This is a genomic window from Flavobacterium anhuiense (assembly GCF_004151235.1).
GTDB lineage: Bacteria > Bacteroidota > Bacteroidia > Flavobacteriales > Flavobacteriaceae > Flavobacterium > Flavobacterium anhuiense_A.
Genome location: NZ_JUIV01000003.1, coordinates 109,838 through 128,812, shown reverse-complemented (window position 1 = coordinate 128,812; position 18,975 = coordinate 109,838). Strand labels below are relative to the sequence as shown.

Sequence of the window (18,975 nt, the reverse complement as noted above, 5' to 3'; positions counted from 1 at the left end):
ATTTAAATAAGGCATTTTAGATTACAAGTGATTAGGTTTTTAGGAAGCTAAGAATCTGAAATCTAAAGTCTAAAATCTAAAATTCAATAAAATGAGTAATAACATTGTTGCGATAGTAGGAAGACCTAATGTAGGGAAATCGACCCTTTTTAATAGGCTGATACAAAGAAGAGAAGCTATTGTAGATTCAGTATCTGGGGTTACCCGCGATAGAAACTATGGTAAAAGCGAGTGGAACGGAAAAGAGTTTTCTGTCATTGATACAGGTGGATATGTTCGAGGGTCTGATGACGTTTTCGAAGGTGAAATCCGTAAACAGGTAGAACTTGCTATCGACGAAGCCGATGTTATTATTTTTGTGGTTGATGTTGAAGAAGGAATTACACCAATGGATGAAACCGTTGCAAAATTGCTTCGTAAAGTAACAAAACCAGTTTTATTGGCTGTAAATAAGGTTGATAACGCGATGCGTGAAAAAGATGCGGTTGAGTTTTATAACCTTGGTTTAGGTGAATATTATACTTTCGCTAGTATTTCAGGAAGCGGAACAGGAGATTTGCTGGATGCTTTAATCGAAGCTTTCCCAGAAAAACCAGAGCCAGAAACGCCAGAAGTTGAATTGCCTCGTTTTGCGGTTGTAGGACGTCCAAATGCTGGGAAATCTAGTTTTATCAATGCTTTAATTGGTAAAGACCGTTATATTGTTACTGATATTGCTGGAACTACTCGTGATGCAATTGATACAAAATTTGACCGTTTTGGTTTCGAATTTAATTTGGTCGATACTGCGGGAATTCGTCGTAAAGCAAAAGTTAAGGAAGACTTAGAGTTTTACTCTGTAATGCGTTCTGTACGTGCAATCGAACATGCAGATATCTGTATTTTGGTTATCGATGCAACTCGTGGATTTGAAGGTCAGGATCAGAGTATTTTCTGGTTGGCTGAGAAGAATAGAAAAGGTGTTGTAATTTTGGTAAACAAATGGGATTTGGTAGAAAAAGATACCATGTCTACACGTGATTACGAAGAGAAAATCAAAAAAGAATTGATGCCTTTTACAGATGTGCCAATTTTATTCGTTTCTGCTTTAACAAAACAACGTTTGTTAAAAGCTCTTGAAGCTACAGTTCAAGTTTACGAAAATAGAAAACAGAGAATCCCAACTTCAAAATTCAACGAATATATGTTGAAGGTGATTGAATCTTATCCGCCACCAGCAATGAAAGGGAAGTATGTAAAAATTAAATATTGCATGCAGTTGCCAACTCAAACGCCGCAATTTGTATTTTTTGCCAATTTACCGCAATACGTTAAAGAACCTTATAAGAGATACTTGGAAAATAAAATTCGTGAGAAATGGGATTTCGCAGGAGTTCCGATCGATATTTATATAAGAGAAAAATAAAAAATAGTCCCCTTGAATAGGGGATTTTTTTATGTTTGGTGTCTTGATTATTAAAAGATCGGTTTTTGTATTGGCATCATATTTGGTTAAATGTAAAAAATACAATTAAACCTTTTGCATTTTTTTAAGTCTTACTGATCTAACTAACCCAATTTTATGACCAGAATTTATTCGCTTTTATTGTTCTTAGCTTTTGTTTATTCAGCAAATGCCCAAAACAATATCGTTATTAAAGGAACTGTGGTTGATATCAACTCGCAGCTTCCGCTAGAACTAGCTACTGTTTATTTTTCAGCAGTAAAAGATTCAACCATTATTGAATATGCTACCACAGACAAAAATGGAAATTTTATTATCAATACTAAAAAGTATGATAAGCCCGTTTTCTTAAAAGTAAATTATACAGGATATCAAGCTTATTTTGAAGAACAAAAAGCGCTTACAGAAAGTAAAGACTTTGGTAAATTATACCTGCTTGAAAATGCGAATGTTTTAAATGAAGTGGTAGTTAAAAGCGAAGCACCGCCAATTACCATTAAAAAAGACACTCTAGAATTTAATGCAGGTTCTTATAAAGTGCGTCCAGATGCAAATGTCGAAACGCTGCTGAAACAGTTGCCCGGTTTTGATGTAGATAATACGGGAAAAATTACAGTAAATGGGCGAGAAGTCAATCAGGTTTTAGTCAACGGAAAAGCATTTTTTGATAAAGATGGCGCTATTGCCATTAAAAACCTTCCAGCTGATATTATTAAAAAAGTTCAGGTTTCTGATTTTAAAACCAAAAAAGAAGAATTGGCCAAAGAAGAATCGACTTCAGATTATTCGAGCATAAATATCACCATTGACGAGAAAAAAAATAAAGGCTATTTCGGAAAAGTTCTTGGCGGATATGGTTCAGATGAGCGCTACGAAAGCAGTTTAATGATGAATTTCTTTAAAAATAAACAAAAAATAAGCGTTTTGGCTTCTTCAAACAATATCAACTCAACAGGATTTTCTATGGATGAGGTTTTTGATAATATGGGAGGCGGGCGAAATGCTAAAGGCGGAAGTCAAGGCGCAAGCAGTGGAGGAAAAGGAATTACGCAATCTACTCTAGCCGGAATTAATTATTCTGATGACTGGACAAAAGATTTGGAGTTCATGAGTAGTTACAACTTTACTAATGCCGTGACTAAAAATGATAGCAAATCGAACCAATTGAGTTTATTGCCAACAGGGAATATTTTGACCGAAGCCGATTCTAAAACTAGAAATGAAAACACTGGAAACAAGGCTAATTTTGAATTAGAATACAAAATCAATCCTACTATGCAGATTGTTTTTGCTCCTAAATTGAATTTATCCGAATCAAACAGTAATACTGAATCATCGACTTTTTCTGAAAATGAAAATGGCGATGCATTAAACGAAAGTACAGCCACATCGCACACAGAAAGCTCTAATACAAGTTTTGCAAACAGTATTAATTTCAATAAAACTTTCGAAAAGAAATCACGAAATTTAAGTGTAGTTTTCAATAATAATAACACTAAAAATGATTCTAACGGAATCAATATTTCTGAGACTATATTTTATCAGGATAATAAGCCAAATGATGAAAGAAACCAGAATGCAAAAAATACATCAAAAAGCGATGCTTATTCGCTAGATTTAGAATATACAGAACCGGTTACAGATTCATTGAGATTGCGTTTCGGAACCGATTTTGACTGGCAGAGTTCTATGAATGATCAGAAGACATTTAATTTTGATGATGCATCACAAGAATATTCAGATTTAAATTTATCGCTGACCAACTATACCACATCAAAACAAAATTCGATTACACCAAAAGTGGGTATTACTTGGCAGAAAAGTAAATTTACGCTGAATGTAAATTCGAGAACATCAATTGTGGAGTTTGATAATCATTCCTTTTATTTAAATCAAGCTACAGATCTGAATAAAAGATATATGCTGCCTTACGGAACTGCGCAGCTTCGATACAAATTCAACCGTTCTAGAAACTTAACTTTTAAATACGATTATTCAAATGCACTTCCGTCGGCTACGCAATTAATGCCGGTTGCAGATTTAAATAATCCGTTAAATAGTGTCATTGGAAATCCAAATCTTAATCCGATTGAAAAAAGTACTGCGGGTATAGATTTTAAAAACTTTGATTTTAGAACGCGCTCAGGTTATAGTTTGTTCCTTAAAGGAGATTATTATAATAATGATGTTGTTTCTACTTCGATTTATGATGACAGCGGAAAAAGAAATACGACTTATGTAAATATTTCAGGAACATATTCGGCTTCGATTGGAGGAAACTGGAATCAGCAGATTAAAAAAGATGCACATACTCTCAGATACGGTTTGCGTTTAAGCGGTAATTATAATTTTGATAAAGGATTCACCAATGCTGTTTTGTATTATGCAAAATCGGTTGTCGTTACGCCAAGTGTTTATGCTTCTTATGATTATGGTGAAGTGCTTTCGATTGCGCCATCTTATAGTTTATCATATAATGAAACGCGATATGAAAACTATTCAAGAGACGCGACTTCAAATGTAATTCATAGAATTAATTTACAGACAACATCGTATTGGCCAGCAAATTTAATTTTCGGAAATGACTTTGGATATACGTATAATTCAAATATTTCAGATGATTTTAAAAAGGATTTCTTCCTTTGGAATACTAGTTTGTCTTACGGGTTTTTGGATAAAAAACTATATGCAAAAGTAAAAGTATATGATGTTTTAAATCAAAACCAAAGTGCAACAAGAACCATTTCGCCAACTTCGATCCGAGATGAAGAAAATACAGTTTTAAAACGTTACGTAATGTTTTCTTTAGCTTATAAAATTGGAAATTTTGCCGAAAGCAAAAAAGGAGGAAGGAGACAGAGAGGATCTTAGTTTTTAAGGTGCAAAGGTTCAGAGGAACAAAGGTTCAAAGGTTACAAAAAATGCCTATCAAATTATATTTGATAGGCATTTTTTGTAATTCACAACTCATAACTTTTTCCGGTTAATTCTATGATAGACTGTAAACCTGATAATATCACGATCATAGAAATCTACACCGCTGGCGCGTCTTTGAAAGTTTTTTAAATAACCCAATTCTAAACCCAGATTTGGATTGAAATGATAACGTAAAGCAACGTAGAAACGATTTTGATCGAATGTATTTCTGCGATTGTCTTTTCCGAAATTGAATAAAACTTCGTCAGAGATCGTACCCTTTATGCTTCTGCCTTCTTTTTCCCAAAGAGTAAACATGGATTGCAAGCGATATCTGAATCGGAAAGCAAATGAGAATTCATCCAGAAGTCCGTTTTTGTCTGCTTTTTGAATAAATCGCTCTTCTAACTGAAAACGATTATGAAAAGTTATTTTGGAAATATCGTTAATTAAAGTAAGGTCTTGCTGTCCACGATATTCAGGAACGGAATAATCAGGATCAATGTTTGGGTTTTGAGTATTCACACTAAAAAAAGCAAATCCAGCACCAAAATCCATCATTTTAGTTGCTCTGTAACGAGCTTGAGATCTTATAACAAAAAGATTTTCATGGACAGGGTTTACAAAGCTTCGATTATCAAATTCAGAATGAATAGCCCATTTTTCAGATAAGGGAAAAATATTATAGTATCGAATCCAAGTCAAAGTCTGATGGTCGATATTTCTTTGATTTTGCCCCGTAATTACTTGGCAAGCAAAGATTATAATAAAAAATAATCTAAAAGATTTGTTCAAAAACTATAAATTCAAGCTGCGAATTTATACAAATGATCTTATTTCTTTCTATTTTAAAATTTGTTTTGAAGTTTTTTTTGTGAAATAAAAAAAAAGAGACACATTGTGAAATGCATCTCTTTTTTATACTAAAACTAACTAACCATCTTACAGCGAATACTTAAATGTAACTCCATAAGTTCTTTGATCACCAAGAACTCCGGCATATTGTCCGGTGTTTCCACTTGCAGGCAATAATTGCTCATAGTAATCTTTGTTGAAAAGGTTTCTTCCCCAAATCTGAATAGATAAACCTTGCGAAGCACGGAAACCTAAACGAGCATTAAAGATAGCATAACCTTGTACTACTAAATATTTTGAAGCCGAAGGGCTTGAAGAAAATTCAGAACGAGCATATCCGTCGGCAGCGAAGAAAATTTTTCCAGCATTACCAAAGAATCTTGCGTTATCAGAAAGTTCACCTCCAAGTGAACCTGCCCATCTTGATGCACCTGGCAATTCAGTTCCAGATACATCTTTGTAAGATACCTGAACTCCATTAACAACAAGTCCTGTTTCTTCTAACGGAAGTGGCGCATTTGTAAATTTCACATATTTACCATCAGTATAAGTTGCAGCACCGTTGATAGTTAAATGCGAGCTGATAACAAAACTTGCGTCCAATTCTGCACCTCTTACACGTACTTTATCTGCGTTAGCAAGATAACCGCGATTTACTCCTAATTCAGCTGCTTGAACGTTGGTTTGGAAATCTTTGATGTCCGTATTAAAGAACGTTAAATTGAAGATTGAATTTTTGAATGGAGAAGTTTTTACACCAACTTCATAATGATATACTTTCTCAGGTTTAATCACTGCAAGTTCAGTCATTGGCTGTCCAGCTGAGTTTGATGGAAGACCAGCTACGTTAACTCCAACAGGTTTGTAGCTTTTAGCAGCTGTTGCGTAAATATTGATTTTGTCTGATGCTTTGTAAGTTAACGTTATGTTTCCAGAAAAGTCTGTATTGTCTGTATCTGAATCAAATGCCTGATCTGAGTAAACAGATTTTTTCAAAGCCAATAAGGCTGGATCTGTAGTTTGAAGACCTCCATAAGTCGTACGAGAATAGTGCGCATCTTTTTTATCAAAGTTATATCTTAAACCTGGTAAAATATGGAAACGTTCTGTAAGAGCCCAATCAATCTGACCAAATACTGCTGCACTAGAAGCTCTAATTCTTGCATCAGTATGAATTCCATATCCTTCAAAAAGACCTGGAGTTTTCCATAGCGGACTAGTTGAGCTTTGAGAAAATCTCCATTGTGCATTTCCAGATTCTTCTGTACCATTTGTTTGAGAAGTTTGATCAATAAAGAATACTCCTGCAACACCACTAATTTTTGAAGTTAATTGTCCAGCATAACGAACTTCTTGTGTAACCTGAGTTTGTCTTGTTGGATTCTGAGATTTAGCTAAAACTTGTAATCCTGTGAAATCCCTGTCGTTTGATGGATCCCAGTTCCAGAAACGCCAAGCTGTTGTAGAAGTAAGTGTTCCGCCTCCAATTTTAGTATCAATGTTTAACGAAACTCCTCCTAAATCTTGTCCAGAACGCCAAGGAGTGTCATGATCTATTTTACGGTCAAAAGCATTTAAACTCGGTAATTGGTAATTTAAATCTTTAATAATAGCATCAAACTGACGGTATGCAGCTCTTTGAGTAGGAGCAACACCAGCAACAACCTGAGCATATCCGTCAGGACGCTGTGTTGTAAGATCTCCTGCAAAAGTAACGTTTGTATTTTCTGTAGGAGTCCATAATAATTGTCCTCTAAAACCTTGATTGTTTAAAGTGTTTGTTGGTCTTCCTGTAACAATGTTGTCAACTAAACCATCACGCTGCGTTCCTGAGAAAGATAAACGACCCGCAACTTTTTTTCCTAATGCTCCTGTGATAGAAGCTTTAGCTTGTAAAAAAGCATAGTTTCCATAACTTACTTCGAAATCTGCGCCTGGTGTAAAACTTGGTTTGCGAGATGTAATATTGAAAGCTCCAGAAGTAGTGTTTTTTCCAAATAATGAACCTTGTGGACCACGTAATACCTCAATTTGCTCCACATCGATAAAATCTAAAGTAGTTGCTGCTGGACGAGCGTAATAAACACCGTCTACGTAGAAACCAACTCCAGGATCGATACCATCATTTGTAAGTCCGAATGGTGAACCTAAACTTCTAATGTTAATTCCAGTATTTCTAGGGTTAGAAGAATATAATTGAACAGAAGGAACCAATTCTTTAATACGGTTAACGTTAAAAGCTCCTGCAGCTTCTGCTTGTTTTCCTGTAACAACAGAAACGGCGATTGGCACATCTTGCACTTTTTCAATTCTTCTTCTTGAAGAAACCACAACCTCAACAAGTTTATTTTCTTCGCGTAGAGTGATTAATAATGGAGAGGCTGGTATAGCTGTAATTTCAAGCTCAGCAGTATTATAGCCAATATATTGAACTAATAATGTAAGCGGTAATTTGCCTTGAGATTCTATTGAAAATCTTCCTTCAGAATCTGTAATTGTGCTAAAAGTAGTTCCTTTAATTACCACATTGGCAGCTTCTAAAGGGATATTTTGATCAGTAGTGACAACCCCTTCAATTTTTTGAGCGAATGAGATTGAGAATGTTAAAACTGCAAGTATTGTAAGTAAATTTTTTATAGATGTTTTCATTATTTTATATTAAGTATATATGATTAGTAGAATTTAAAATTAAATTTTTTTTTACCAACACATACACATCATAGATGAAACATTATTCACAGTTGTGAAATTATAATTAGGTTTTTTTTGCAAAAGATTTTGTCCACCTGATTTACTAGAATGTACTTTCATGAGTTAAAATTTTGTAAATGATTAGTTAATTATTTTTGGCAAATATATATAATTAATTCTATCGATTTACTAGACTTTAGAAAATATTTTTTTATTTTTTTACAAGAGAAGCAATTGTAATGCCTTCCATAGCCTTCAAAGTTTTGTCTCTAATTAGCATCAAACCGTGACGCAGACTGCATTCAGACTCGGTTTTACAATCTGAGCAAGGCTCGTAAAAATTTAAAGAAGCACATGGCAAAAGTGCAATTGCACCGTCAAATAATCGGTGAATTTCTGCCAAAGTGATGTCATTTTTGGATTTTATCAGATAATATCCGCCAAATTTTCCCTGCTTACTGCTTACAAAACGACCGCGTTTTAGATCTAATAAAATCTGCTCTAAAAACTTTTTAGGAATGTTAGCGCCATCAGCAATTTCTACAGTTCTAGAAATGTGATTTTCGTCTTGTTCTGCTAAATAAAGTAAGGCCTTAAGGGCGTATTTTGCTTTATGTGATAACATCTATTTTTTAATTATGAATTATGAATTATAAATTATGAATTAAATTTTGAAACTAAAATCTTTTCAAAGATAACTTGAAACTTTAAACAAAACTTAAAACATCAAACAAAATTTAATTTACCAGCCTCCGCTAGATCCACCGCCAGAGAAACCTCCACCGCCAAATCCGCCGCCGAAGCCACCGCCTCCGCCAAAACCACCGCCAGATGAGCCTCCACCGAAACCTCCAAATCCTCCTCCGCCACTTCTTCCAAGATTACTTAAAATAATAACGTCGAGTAGGCTAGGGCCTCCACCACCATTGTTGCCAGAATTTCCGCCTCCGCCTCTTTTATTTCGAGAGAGCAAGATTAAAACAATTACGACAATTACGATAAAAGGCAGAATAGGAAAGTCTTGTCCTTTTTTTGCTTGTTTACGTTCGCCTTTAAATTTTCCTTTAAAGACATCAATAATAGCGTCAGTTCCTTTATCAAGACCGTTGTAGAAACTTCCTGCTTTAAATTCTGGTATAATGATGTTTCTGATGATTGTTCCTCCAATCCCCGCGGTTAAACGATCTTCAAGTCCATATCCTGGATTGATAGCGATTTTCTTTTCGTTTTTAGCTAAAAGAATGACAACTCCATTATCGTCTTCTTTAGTTCCTCCAATTCCCCAAGTTTGACCCCATTTTGTTGCTAATTGGCTTACATCTTCTCCTTTTAAACTTTCAATGGTAATAACTACGATTTGAGTTGTAGTCGAATCAGAATAGCGAATTAGTTTTTCTTCTAATTGTGCTTTTTCAGTAGAACTTAAAATATTAGCATAATCGTAAACAGAAGTCTGAAAACTAGGTTTTGGTGGAATCTCAAATTGCGCAAAAATAGCATTGCTGATAAATAATGCGATAAATAAAAAAGTAATCTGAAAAATTCTATTAGAATTTGGGATTTTAATTTTGGAATTTTTCATTATTTATCCTTTTGAGATTTCGTTAGATAGTTCGTTTACATCATCTTCCTGAGAAGGAAAATATTTTTTAAGCTGTTCTCCGGCATTCAAAATACCGTCAACAATTCCTTGTTTAAAATTGCCGGCTTTAAAATGATTCACCATAATATCTTTGGTACAATCCCAAAAATCATTAGAAACTAAATCATTAATTCCTTTGTCTCCACAAATCACGAAGTTTTTGTCTTCAACTGCAAAATAGAGCAATACTCCATTTTTCAATTTAGTTTCATCCATTCGCAATTCATGAAAAACTTCTAAAGCCCTATCAAAATGGACTTTAGAAGTTGTTTTTTCTATATGTACTCTAATTTCGCCAGAAGTATTACTTTCAGCCATACGAATAGCTTCAACAATTTCTTGCTCTTCTTCTTTGCTTAAAAAATCTTCTACTTTTGACATGGAAATTATTTTAGAGTTTAGATTGTAGATTTTAGATTTCAGATTACATCTGAAATCTAAAATCGTTAATCAAAAATATTAAATCTTTAGAATTTTACTTCAACTGGTTTATCTGCTCCAGTAGAAGCTTCAAAGTATGGTTTCTCTTTGTATTCGCTCAAGAACCAGTTGTTTGGAATCTTTAAGACATATCCGTTATAAACTTGTACAGCTTCGTTAAAACGTGTTCTAGCAGTTAAAATCTGATTTTCAGTACTTGCTAATTCATCTTGTAATTTCAAGAAGTTCTCGTTAGCTTTTAAAGTTGGATATTGCTCAACAGAAACCAATAATCTTGATAAAGATGAACTTACTCCGCTTTGAGCTTGGTTAAATGCTGCTAATTGTTCTGGAGTTACATTGCTTGGATCAATTGTTACTGAAGTAGCTTTTGCACGAGCTTCTATTACAGCAGTTAAAGTTCCTTTTTCAAAGTCAGCAGCACCTTTTACAGTGTTTACTAAATTCCCAATAAGATCATTACGTCTTTGGTAAGCCGTTTGAACATTTCCCCATTCTTTATTTACAGCTTGACTGTGTTGTAAAGCAGTATTTTTAATACCAATCGACCAAAATGCGATAATAGCAATAAGTGCTACAATAATTCCTACAGGGATTAACCACTTTTTCATATTTGTTTTGATTTAAGTTTATTTCTATTTTTAATTACAATTCGTTTTTTATGTCGTTCAGTTGCGTTTTTATCGATTCTAATTTACGTATTATTTCGAATTTATCTAACGTTTTCTTCTGGCCCTCTTTTAAGTGTGTTTTGGCGCCTTCAAGTGTAAATCCTCTTTCTTTTACTAAGTGATAGATCAATTGAAGATTTGTAATATCTTCTGGTGTGAACATCCTATTTCCCTTTGCATTTTTTTTAGGTTTTAGAATGTCAAATTCGCTGTCCCAAAATCGTATCAAAGAAGCATTGACATTAAAAGCTTTGGCCACTTCGCCAATACTGTAATATCGTTTGTCTTTAGAAAGTTCAATATGCATGGTTCGTTTTTTTCTATTTTTATTTCAAAAATACTATTTTTTAGAATATTAATCTAATGATTGATTTTCTTGGTTTGCCATTTGCGAAATCGCTACATATTCTACAGCAGAAATATTTCCGTAATAGAAATTTAACGGATTGACTACTTTTCCATCTTTATGCACTTCATAATGGCAATGTGGACCTTCAGATCTACCTGTGCTTCCCACATATCCAATAACATCACCGCGTTTTACGTGTTGTCCCGGATGACAGTTGTATTTGCTTAAATGCGCATACAAACTTTCGTATCCAAAACCGTGCCTTATCACGATATGATTTCCATATCCCGAAGCCGTATTGTCAGCTCTTTGCACCACACCATCTCCAGTTGCGTATATTGGAGCGCCTGTATTGGCGGTGAAATCCATTCCGTTATGCATTTTTCTCACTTTCGTGAAAGGGTCAATGCGATATCCAAAACCTGACGCGACACGTTTTAAATTTTCATTTCGAACTGGCTGAATGGCAGGAATCGCTAACAATAAATTTTCTTTAGCTCCAGCTAATTTTAAAATTTCATCTAAAGATTTCGACTGAATCGCTAATTGCTTCGAAAGTTTGTCAATTCTTTTTGTTGCATTTAAAACCAATTGAGAATTGTTATATCCTTCTAATGCTTTGTATCTGTCAGAACTTCTAAAACCAGCTTTTCGAATCGAATCTGGAATTTCAGCTTTATTGAAGTAAACTCGATAAATGTTATTGTCACGTTCTTCTAAAGCATCTGCCGCTTCATCAATTTCATCCAGTTTTTTATTCAAAATGGCATATTGAAGTTTTAAATTTTCAATTTCTCGTGCCTGTAGACGATCTTTTGGGGTTTCGAAATACGGCGTGTTAATTAAAAGGACAAAAACTAAAAAACCGAATAATGCTGAAGCAGTTAAAAACAGTAATGCGTAACCTATTTTTATTCTTTTTCTGGTTTTTATTTTCGTATAAGCCAGATTTTCTGGGTCGTAATAATATTTTACTTTCGCCATATTTTAAAATACGCTATTTTTGCTCCCTGTAAAATAAGTTAGTCGAATAAAACTGATAAATGTTTCAGCTCTTCGACACTTTTTTTACAAGGATTAATGATTAGATATTGGGGCTATTTTATCATTAGATAATGCGCAAAATAGGCAATTTATTGTTTAAATTATAAGTTTTTTAATCACATTATAAAAAACTTAACGTATCATCAAATGAATGGATTATCTAATCGTCTAATTATCAAATTGACACATTAAACAGACACATTTTTCTAATTTAAATATGAAATCACAAGACGTACGTAAACAATTTTTAGATTTTTTTGAGAGTAAAGGGCATACTATTGTTCCTTCAGCTCCTATTGTTCTTAAAGACGACCCAACCCTAATGTTCAATAACTCGGGAATGGCCCAGTTTAAAGAATTTTTCTTAGGAAACGGAACTCCAAAAAGTCCAAGAATAGCCGATACGCAAAAATGTCTTCGTGTTTCAGGAAAACATAACGATCTTGAAGAAGTAGGGATTGATACCTACCACCACACGATGTTCGAAATGTTAGGGAACTGGTCTTTTGGCGATTACTTCAAAAAAGAAGCGATCAACTGGGCTTGGGAATTATTGACAGAAGTGTACAAAATTCCTAAAGAGAATCTTTATGTTTCTGTTTTTGAAGGAAGTAAAGAAGATAATGTTCCGTTTGACCAAGAAGCTTGGGATATCTGGAAAACTTTAATCGACGAAGATCGAATCATTTTAGGAAATAAAAAAGATAATTTCTGGGAAATGGGTGACCAAGGACCATGCGGACCTTGTTCTGAAATTCACGTTGATTTACGTTCTGAAGAAGAAAAAGCATTAGTTTCTGGAAAAAGTTTAGTGAACAATGATCACCCGCAAGTAGTTGAAATCTGGAATAACGTATTCATGGAATTCAACCGTAAAGCGGATGGATCTTTAGAAAAACTTCCAGCACAACACGTAGATACCGGAATGGGATTTGAGCGTTTATGCATGGCTTTACAAGGAAAAACATCAAATTATGATACGGATGTTTTCATGCCTTTAATTAGAGAAATCGAAACCATTACTGGAGCTAAATATACAACTAATGATGTAACAGGCATTAGTGAAGAACAAAATAAAATGAATATTGCTATTCGTGTAGTGGCAGATCACGTTCGTGCGGTAGCCTTTGCTATTGCTGACGGTCAGTTGCCTTCTAACACGGGTGCAGGATATGTAATTCGTAGAATTTTGCGTCGTGCAATTCGTTACGGATTTACTTTCTTAGGAACAAAAGAGCCATTTATTTTTAAATTAGTTGAAACTTTAAGCGAACAAATGGGAGATTCTTTCCCAGAAATCAGAACACAGAAAGCACTTTGTTCGAATGTAATTCGTGAAGAGGAAAATTCATTCTTGAAAACATTAGATCAAGGATTAGTTCTTTTAGATGCTGTAATTTCAAATAACAATACAGATACTGTTGATGGTAAAAAGGCATTTGAATTGTATGATACTTACGGATTCCCGATTGATTTAACAGCTTTGATTCTTTCTGAAAGAAGATTGAAATTAGACGAAGAAGGATTCCAGGAACAATTACAATTACAAAAAGAAAGATCTCGTGCAGCATCTAAAGTAACTGCTGGAGACTGGAATGTACTTGTTGAAGATGATATTCAAGAATTTGTTGGATATGACAGATTATCACAACAAGTAAAAATTACAAAATACCGTAGAGTAGAAAGCGCGAAAGACGGAGAAATTTTCCAATTGGTTTTCAATGCAACACCATTTTATGGAGAAAGCGGAGGACAGACGGGAGATAAAGGATATCTTGAAGCTCAAAACGGTGATATTGTTTATATTATCGATACTAAAAAAGAAAATAACCAAACCATACATTTAGCAAAATCGTTACCAGAAAATCTTACGGGTACTTTTAATGCGGTTGTTGATGCAAATCAGAGAGCTAAAACTTCGTCAAACCACTCGGCTACGCACTTATTGCACCAAGCTTTGCGCAAGATTTTAGGAACTCACATTGAGCAGAAAGGTTCGATGGTAAGAAATGCTTCATTGCGTTTTGACTTTTCTCATTTCTCTAAAGTAACTGATGAAGAATTAGTAGAGGTTGAAAATTTTGTGAATGCGAGAATTCGTGAGAGTTTGCCATTAATTGAAAAAAGAGCAATTCCGAAAGAGCAAGCTCTTGAAGATGGAGCAATTGCTTTATTTGGAGAGAAATACGGAGATTTAGTTCGTACTATTAAATTTGGAGATTCTGTCGAATTATGCGGTGGAACTCACGTTGCAAATACATCTGATATTTGGCATTTTAAAATTGTTTCTGAAGGAGCTGTTGCTGCTGGAATTAGAAGGATTGAAGCGATTACAAGTGAAGCAGCGAAAGAATATTTTGAATCTCAAGCTGTTTCTTTGGCTGAAATTAAAGATGCACTTAAAAATGCTCAAGATCCAGTAAAATCAATTTTAGCATTGCAAGATGAAAACGCTCAATTGAAAAAACAATTAGAAGCATTATTAAAAGATAAAGCTAAAAACATGAAAGCTGATTTGGCTAAAGAATTGCAAGAAATCAATGGCGTTCAGTTCTTAGCAAAACAAGTAGATTTAAATCCAGAAGGAGCAAAAGATTTGGCTTACGAATTGGGTGGTTCTTATAACAACTTATTCGTTGTTTTCGCTACAGCTCACGAAGGGAAACCAATGTTAACTTGTTATATTTCAAAAGAAATTGTAGCTGAGAAAAACCTAAATGCTGGACAAGTTGTTCGCGAATTAGGGAAATACATACAAGGTGGAGGAGGAGGACAGCCTTTCTTCGCAACTGCAGGAGGTAAAAATGTTGATGGAATTGCTGAAGCTTTATCTAAAGCAGTGGAATTCGTGAAATAATTTAAAGGTGCTAAGAATCTAAGATACTAAGGTTCTGAGTTTTTTATAAAAGTAAACCCGACAGATTTTTAAAATCTGTCGGGTTTTGTTATTTATAGTATTTTCTCATTTTATGTCATTTCGAAAGGAGAAATGGACAAATAAGGCATAAAAAACTCAGAATCTTAGCAACTTAGTATCTCAGCACCTTAGAAAATCTATTTTCTCTCACCAATCTGCTGGCGCCACATCGCATAATAAAGTCCTTTCTCCACGATTAAATCTTCGTGTTTACCTTGCTCAATAATTTTACCTTGTTCAAGAACAAAAATTCTGTCAGCGTGCATTACGGTTGATAAACGGTGTGCAATTAAAACTGTGATTCTGTTTTTGTCTGAAATATTTCTAATCGTATCATTGATTTCTTCTTCGGTAATAGAATCCAAAGCAGAAGTCGCTTCATCAAAAATCAATAAATTAGGATTTCTAAGAATAGCTCTTGCGATAGATAAACGCTGTTTTTCACCGCCAGAAACTTTGATTCCGCCTTCGCCAATTGTGGTGTTTAAACCATCTTCAGCACGTTTTAGAAGTTTGTCGCAGCTTGCACGTTTTAAAGCATCATAAAGTTCTTCGTCGGTTGCATTTGGTTTGACGAACAATAAGTTTTCGCGGATTGTTCCTGAGAATAATTGTGCATCTTGAGTCACAAAACCAAGTTGTTTTCTTAAATCTAGCAAATCAATTTCGGTTGAATCGATGTCATTGTACAGAATTTCTCCTTCTTCTGGAGTATACAATCCAACTAATAATTTTACTAAAGTTGTTTTTCCAGATCCAGACGGACCAACAAAAGCGACGGTTTGTCCTTGTTTGATTTCGAAATTGATATTTTCGACTGCTTTAAATTTGGCGGTTTTATGTTGAAAACTTACATTTGAGAAAAGCAATTTTTGAATCGCTCCAACATGTTTTGGAGTTTTTGGGCGGAATTCTTTTGGAGCATTTAATAAATGTTTAAAATTCTCCATAGAAACTTTCGTCTCATTCAGAGCAATAATAAAGTTCCCTAATTCCTGTAAAGGACCAAAAATAAAGAAAGTGAAAAATACCATTGTCAATAAATCTCCAACAATAATTTTTCCTCCAAATAAGAAGTAATACAAAGCGAAAACAACGCAGGTTCTTAAGAAATGAACCGTTGTTCCTTGTATGAAACTTAAACTTCTAATAAAACGAATTTTCTGTAATTCTAATTGCAGAATTTTAAAAGTATTTAAGTTTAGACGCTTTTCTTCTTGATACGTCAAACCAAGACTTTTTACTAATTCGATATTTCGTAAACTTTCGGTGGTAGAACCTGCCAATGCATTAGTTTGATTCACAATTTTTCGAGAAACGATTTTAATCTTTTTCCCTAAATACAAACTTACCAAAGCAATAATTGGCGCCGTAATTAAAAAGATAATCGAAATCCTGAAATCGATTCTGGCAACATAAACTATTACGAATATAAAACCGATAATAGTCTGAAAGATTAACGAAATAGAAAGCGTAATCAGTTTTTCTGAATCGATTCTAACTTTTGTCAGTTTACTTAAAGTTTCGCCGCTTCGCTGATCTTCAAATTCGGCATAAGGAAGGTCAAGAGATTTTTTGATTCCGTCAGTATACATTTGAGCGCCTGTTCTCTGAATGACCACATTGGTAAAATAATCCTGAAAGTTTTTGGTAATTCTGGAAATCATCGCCGCACCAAGCGAAAGACCAAGCCAGAAAGCTAAAGATTTTATAAATCCGATTTCGTTTCCTTTGTATTTTGAGATTCCAACTCCACAGTCCTGCATTAATTTTCCTGTGATTACTGAATCTGACAAACTAAAGCAAATGTTAATGGTAGCCATTATCAACGCAAAAAACAAGAGCATTTTGTGTCTGATAATGTAGGTATATAGTAATTTCATATAAGATTTTAAAAAAATGGAAGATGCAAAAATAAGGAATTGTTTTAGTTTCTAGAGTTGGTTTTTGTTATTAAAAATGTAATTTTTTTATTTACTTTTATATATGGTGCAGTTTATTTTACAATAGCCATATAAACGTATGCAAATATTTTTTCTATCTTTTTAAATAGCTGAATAATTTTATTTGTGAGTTTTTTATTATATTTTTGTCGGTAATCTAAATATTTGCCAAATGAAAAATAAATTATTCTCTTTTTTAATTTTAGCTTTTACTTTTTTTTCTTGTTCAAGTAATGAAAGCGACAATACCGAAGACGATAAAGCGGTATTGCCTAAAGCCATAATATCTATTGATCCTGGATTTAGTTCTGATACCGCTTTTGTTTCCTACGATGATATGAAAATTAAAAGCATAACTTATAAAAAGTTTAAAATTTACTATTATTATGAGGATAATTTGATTACAAGAAAAGCCTACTATAATATAGTACAAGGTAAGGAAGATAAAGTTAATGAGGAGTTATATTCATATACAAATGGAAAATTGACATCGATTAAATATCTGGACAATTTATCATCATATCCCACTAGAATTAATTTAAGAGCAGTTTACACTTATTTGGGCGACACATTAATTAAGGAACAAAGGTATAGTACTCATTATTTAACTAATGTCGAAACAGAAGATGATTATTTTTCCTTGTTTAGAGTTAAAGATGGGAATAGGGTAAAAAGAATAAATGTAAATACCAAAACAGGGATTCCTTCGTCTACAGTAATCTATGTCTATGATAATAAGAACTCACCATTTAAAAATATAGTAGGGATGAATTTATTAATAAATGATGAAAGGTCATCTTTTAATAATCATTTAAGTAGTTTTTCTGATAATTCTGGTACTTATATAGAAATTAAAAAATATGAATATGATTCTAATAATTACCCATATATAGAAACATATTATAAGGGAGGTAAAGAAGAAACAACTATTACAAAGTATCTATATAAATAATGTAAAACCAAATATTTCTGTATTTGATTTTTTTTTTGCATCTATAATTTGGTTCTTGAATAATTAAAAAATGAGAACAAACATTTTTTTATGCTTGTTTTTACTTTTTAAATATTTTTTTTGCGAGAAATTTTAATATCATGTGGTTTGTTTTTAGTGTTTTGAGAAATGTTTAAATGGTATTTGCATTCTAAATATGGAATCCCGTAAGGATTTGATGTTTGGTTATGGTACGTTTGCACCATTAAGAATTTTAACCAAATCAAAATGAAAAAATTATTATGTCTTTTTGGTGCTTTAGCACTAGTTTTAGCATCTTGTTCAAGTGATGATAATAAAGAAGAAAGTGCTATTTTGCCAAAAACAATTAAATATTCTAGTGTAGCATATCCTTCAGAGAATTCTACTCGTGTAGCAACTTACAATGGTACTAAAATTGTAAGCATAAAAGATGAAACAGGAAGAACTGACTATACTTATGATGGTAACCTTGTGGTAAAAGAAACTAATTATGATACTGAAAGCGGTAAAGACATTATTAGTGACGTAACAACTTATAAGTATACAAACGGAAAGCTTACAGAGTATACATATGCAGAAGCTTTTTCGACAGCATTTCCTAATGGTGAATACAATAGCAGAATAGTATTTACGCATAACGCAGATGGAACAGTAACAAGAGAGCGCTACAATATTAATGGTAATACAGAAACAAAAAGTAATTATTCTGAAGTGTTAACTTTTGCGAACGGAAATCTAGTTAAAAGTGTACAAACAGATTCACAATCAGGTAGTGTATTTACAGCTCAATATGAATATGACAATAAAAACAGTCCATACAAAAACATTACAGGATTCAATTTTCTAATAGATCATAGTGAAGGTGAAGGTTCTGTGTATAGCTCTGTGAACAATATTGTTAAGTATACAGCATCTTACTCAAATGAAACACCAAATGTGTACAAGAGCGAAATCGTATATGATGCAAATAATTTCCCTTCAAAGATTACCAACTTCAAAAGAGACGGAATCACAGCTGCTGAATCTTATGAATACACTTATTAATTAAAAGCATATTTTATTATAGAAACCAAATACTTTTTGTATTTG

At 33.5% G+C, this 18,975-nt stretch carries 14 protein-coding genes; 5 read left to right on the top strand and 9 right to left on the bottom strand.

Annotation, left to right across the window (positions count from 1 at the left end):
* The first annotated feature begins 91 nt into the window (after window positions 1-91).
* Entirely contained in the window at window positions 92-1,405 is a 1,314-nt protein-coding gene (gene der, locus NU08_RS06085; protein ID WP_129746301.1) for a ribosome biogenesis GTPase Der, read from the top strand.
* Window positions 1,406-1,561: 156 nt separating this feature from the next.
* Complete coding sequence (locus NU08_RS06080) at window positions 1,562-4,315, top strand: outer membrane beta-barrel protein (RefSeq protein WP_129746300.1); 2,754 nt, start codon at window positions 1,562-1,564, stop codon at window positions 4,313-4,315.
* 96 nt (window positions 4,316-4,411) lie between these two features.
* Here the strand turns inward: NU08_RS06080 and NU08_RS06075 are convergent, their stop codons facing one another.
* From NU08_RS06075 to NU08_RS06040, 8 genes are all read right to left on the bottom strand, one after another.
* Complete coding sequence (locus NU08_RS06075) at window positions 4,412-5,155, bottom strand: DUF2490 domain-containing protein (RefSeq protein WP_242502488.1); 744 nt, start codon at window positions 5,153-5,155, stop codon at window positions 4,412-4,414.
* Between the two features lie 147 nt (window positions 5,156-5,302).
* A complete protein-coding gene (locus tag NU08_RS06070; protein WP_129746299.1) occupies window positions 5,303-7,864 on the bottom strand; it encodes a TonB-dependent receptor in 2,562 nt (853 codons plus the stop codon).
* A 253-nt stretch (window positions 7,865-8,117) separates the two neighbouring features.
* Complete coding sequence (locus NU08_RS06065; RefSeq protein ID WP_012023964.1) at window positions 8,118-8,531, bottom strand: RrF2 family transcriptional regulator; 414 nt, start codon at window positions 8,529-8,531, stop codon at window positions 8,118-8,120.
* Window positions 8,532-8,648: 117 nt separating this feature from the next.
* Window positions 8,649-9,488 carry a TPM domain-containing protein gene (locus NU08_RS06060; protein ID WP_129746298.1) on the bottom strand — a complete coding sequence of 280 codons (840 nt, stop codon included), beginning with the start codon at window positions 9,486-9,488 and terminating at the stop codon, window positions 8,649-8,651.
* Window positions 9,489-9,491: 3 nt separating this feature from the next.
* Complete coding sequence (locus tag NU08_RS06055; RefSeq protein WP_129746297.1) at window positions 9,492-9,929, bottom strand: TPM domain-containing protein; 438 nt, start codon at window positions 9,927-9,929, stop codon at window positions 9,492-9,494.
* 86 nt (window positions 9,930-10,015) lie between these two features.
* Window positions 10,016-10,600 (bottom strand): LemA family protein, encoded by a 585-nt coding sequence (locus NU08_RS06050; RefSeq protein ID WP_095928713.1) that lies wholly within the window; start codon window positions 10,598-10,600, stop codon window positions 10,016-10,018.
* 34 nt (window positions 10,601-10,634) lie between these two features.
* Window positions 10,635-10,967 carry a MerR family transcriptional regulator gene (locus NU08_RS06045; protein WP_012023968.1) on the bottom strand — a complete coding sequence of 111 codons (333 nt, stop codon included), beginning with the start codon at window positions 10,965-10,967 and terminating at the stop codon, window positions 10,635-10,637.
* Window positions 10,968-11,015: 48 nt separating this feature from the next.
* Complete coding sequence (locus tag NU08_RS06040; protein WP_129746296.1) at window positions 11,016-11,993, bottom strand: M23 family metallopeptidase; 978 nt, start codon at window positions 11,991-11,993, stop codon at window positions 11,016-11,018.
* A gap of 277 nt (window positions 11,994-12,270) precedes the next feature.
* Between NU08_RS06040 and alaS the strand changes: the two genes are divergently transcribed.
* Entirely contained in the window at window positions 12,271-14,910 is a 2,640-nt protein-coding gene (gene alaS, locus NU08_RS06035) for an alanine--tRNA ligase (protein ID WP_129746295.1), read from the top strand.
* Between the two features lie 197 nt (window positions 14,911-15,107).
* On the opposite strand, the gene NU08_RS06030 is transcribed toward alaS, so the two are convergent.
* The gene (locus NU08_RS06030; protein WP_129746294.1) at window positions 15,108-16,853 is read right to left on the bottom strand and encodes an ABC transporter ATP-binding protein; all 1,746 of its coding nucleotides are present in this window, start codon (window positions 16,851-16,853) and stop codon (window positions 15,108-15,110) included.
* A gap of 232 nt (window positions 16,854-17,085) precedes the next feature.
* Between NU08_RS06030 and NU08_RS06025 the strand changes: the two genes are divergently transcribed.
* Both NU08_RS06025 and NU08_RS06020 read left to right on the top strand, forming a co-directional pair.
* Window positions 17,086-17,865 carry a hypothetical protein gene (locus NU08_RS06025; RefSeq protein ID WP_129746293.1) on the top strand — a complete coding sequence of 260 codons (780 nt, stop codon included), beginning with the start codon at window positions 17,086-17,088 and terminating at the stop codon, window positions 17,863-17,865.
* Between the two features lie 267 nt (window positions 17,866-18,132).
* Window positions 18,133-18,930, top strand: coding sequence for a hypothetical protein (locus NU08_RS06020; RefSeq protein ID WP_129746292.1), 798 nt, complete (start codon window positions 18,133-18,135; stop codon window positions 18,928-18,930).
* Window positions 18,931-18,975 lie beyond the last annotated feature (45 nt).

What these genes read in the sequence shown, in the direction of transcription:
- NU08_RS06055 (WP_129746297.1), bottom strand. Translation starts at nt 9,929, where the DNA reads ATGTCAAAAGTAGAAGATTTTTTAAGCAAAGAAGAAGAGCAAGAAATT.
- NU08_RS06080 (WP_129746300.1), top strand. Translation starts at nt 1,562, where the DNA reads ATGACCAGAATTTATTCGCTTTTATTGTTCTTAGCTTTTGTTTATTCA.
- der (WP_129746301.1), top strand. Translation starts at nt 92, where the DNA reads ATGAGTAATAACATTGTTGCGATAGTAGGAAGACCTAATGTAGGGAAA.
- NU08_RS06070 (WP_129746299.1), bottom strand. Translation starts at nt 7,864, where the DNA reads ATGAAAACATCTATAAAAAATTTACTTACAATACTTGCAGTTTTAACA.
- NU08_RS06060 (WP_129746298.1), bottom strand. Translation starts at nt 9,488, where the DNA reads ATGAAAAATTCCAAAATTAAAATCCCAAATTCTAATAGAATTTTTCAG.
- NU08_RS06040 (WP_129746296.1), bottom strand. Translation starts at nt 11,993, where the DNA reads ATGGCGAAAGTAAAATATTATTACGACCCAGAAAATCTGGCTTATACG.
- alaS (WP_129746295.1), top strand. Translation starts at nt 12,271, where the DNA reads ATGAAATCACAAGACGTACGTAAACAATTTTTAGATTTTTTTGAGAGT.
- NU08_RS06045 (WP_012023968.1), bottom strand. Translation starts at nt 10,967, where the DNA reads ATGCATATTGAACTTTCTAAAGACAAACGATATTACAGTATTGGCGAA.
- NU08_RS06030 (WP_129746294.1), bottom strand. Translation starts at nt 16,853, where the DNA reads ATGAAATTACTATATACCTACATTATCAGACACAAAATGCTCTTGTTT.
- NU08_RS06025 (WP_129746293.1), top strand. Translation starts at nt 17,086, where the DNA reads ATGAAAAATAAATTATTCTCTTTTTTAATTTTAGCTTTTACTTTTTTT.
- NU08_RS06020 (WP_129746292.1), top strand. Translation starts at nt 18,133, where the DNA reads ATGAAAAAATTATTATGTCTTTTTGGTGCTTTAGCACTAGTTTTAGCA.
- NU08_RS06050 (WP_095928713.1), bottom strand. Translation starts at nt 10,600, where the DNA reads ATGAAAAAGTGGTTAATCCCTGTAGGAATTATTGTAGCACTTATTGCT.
- NU08_RS06065 (WP_012023964.1), bottom strand. Translation starts at nt 8,531, where the DNA reads ATGTTATCACATAAAGCAAAATACGCCCTTAAGGCCTTACTTTATTTA.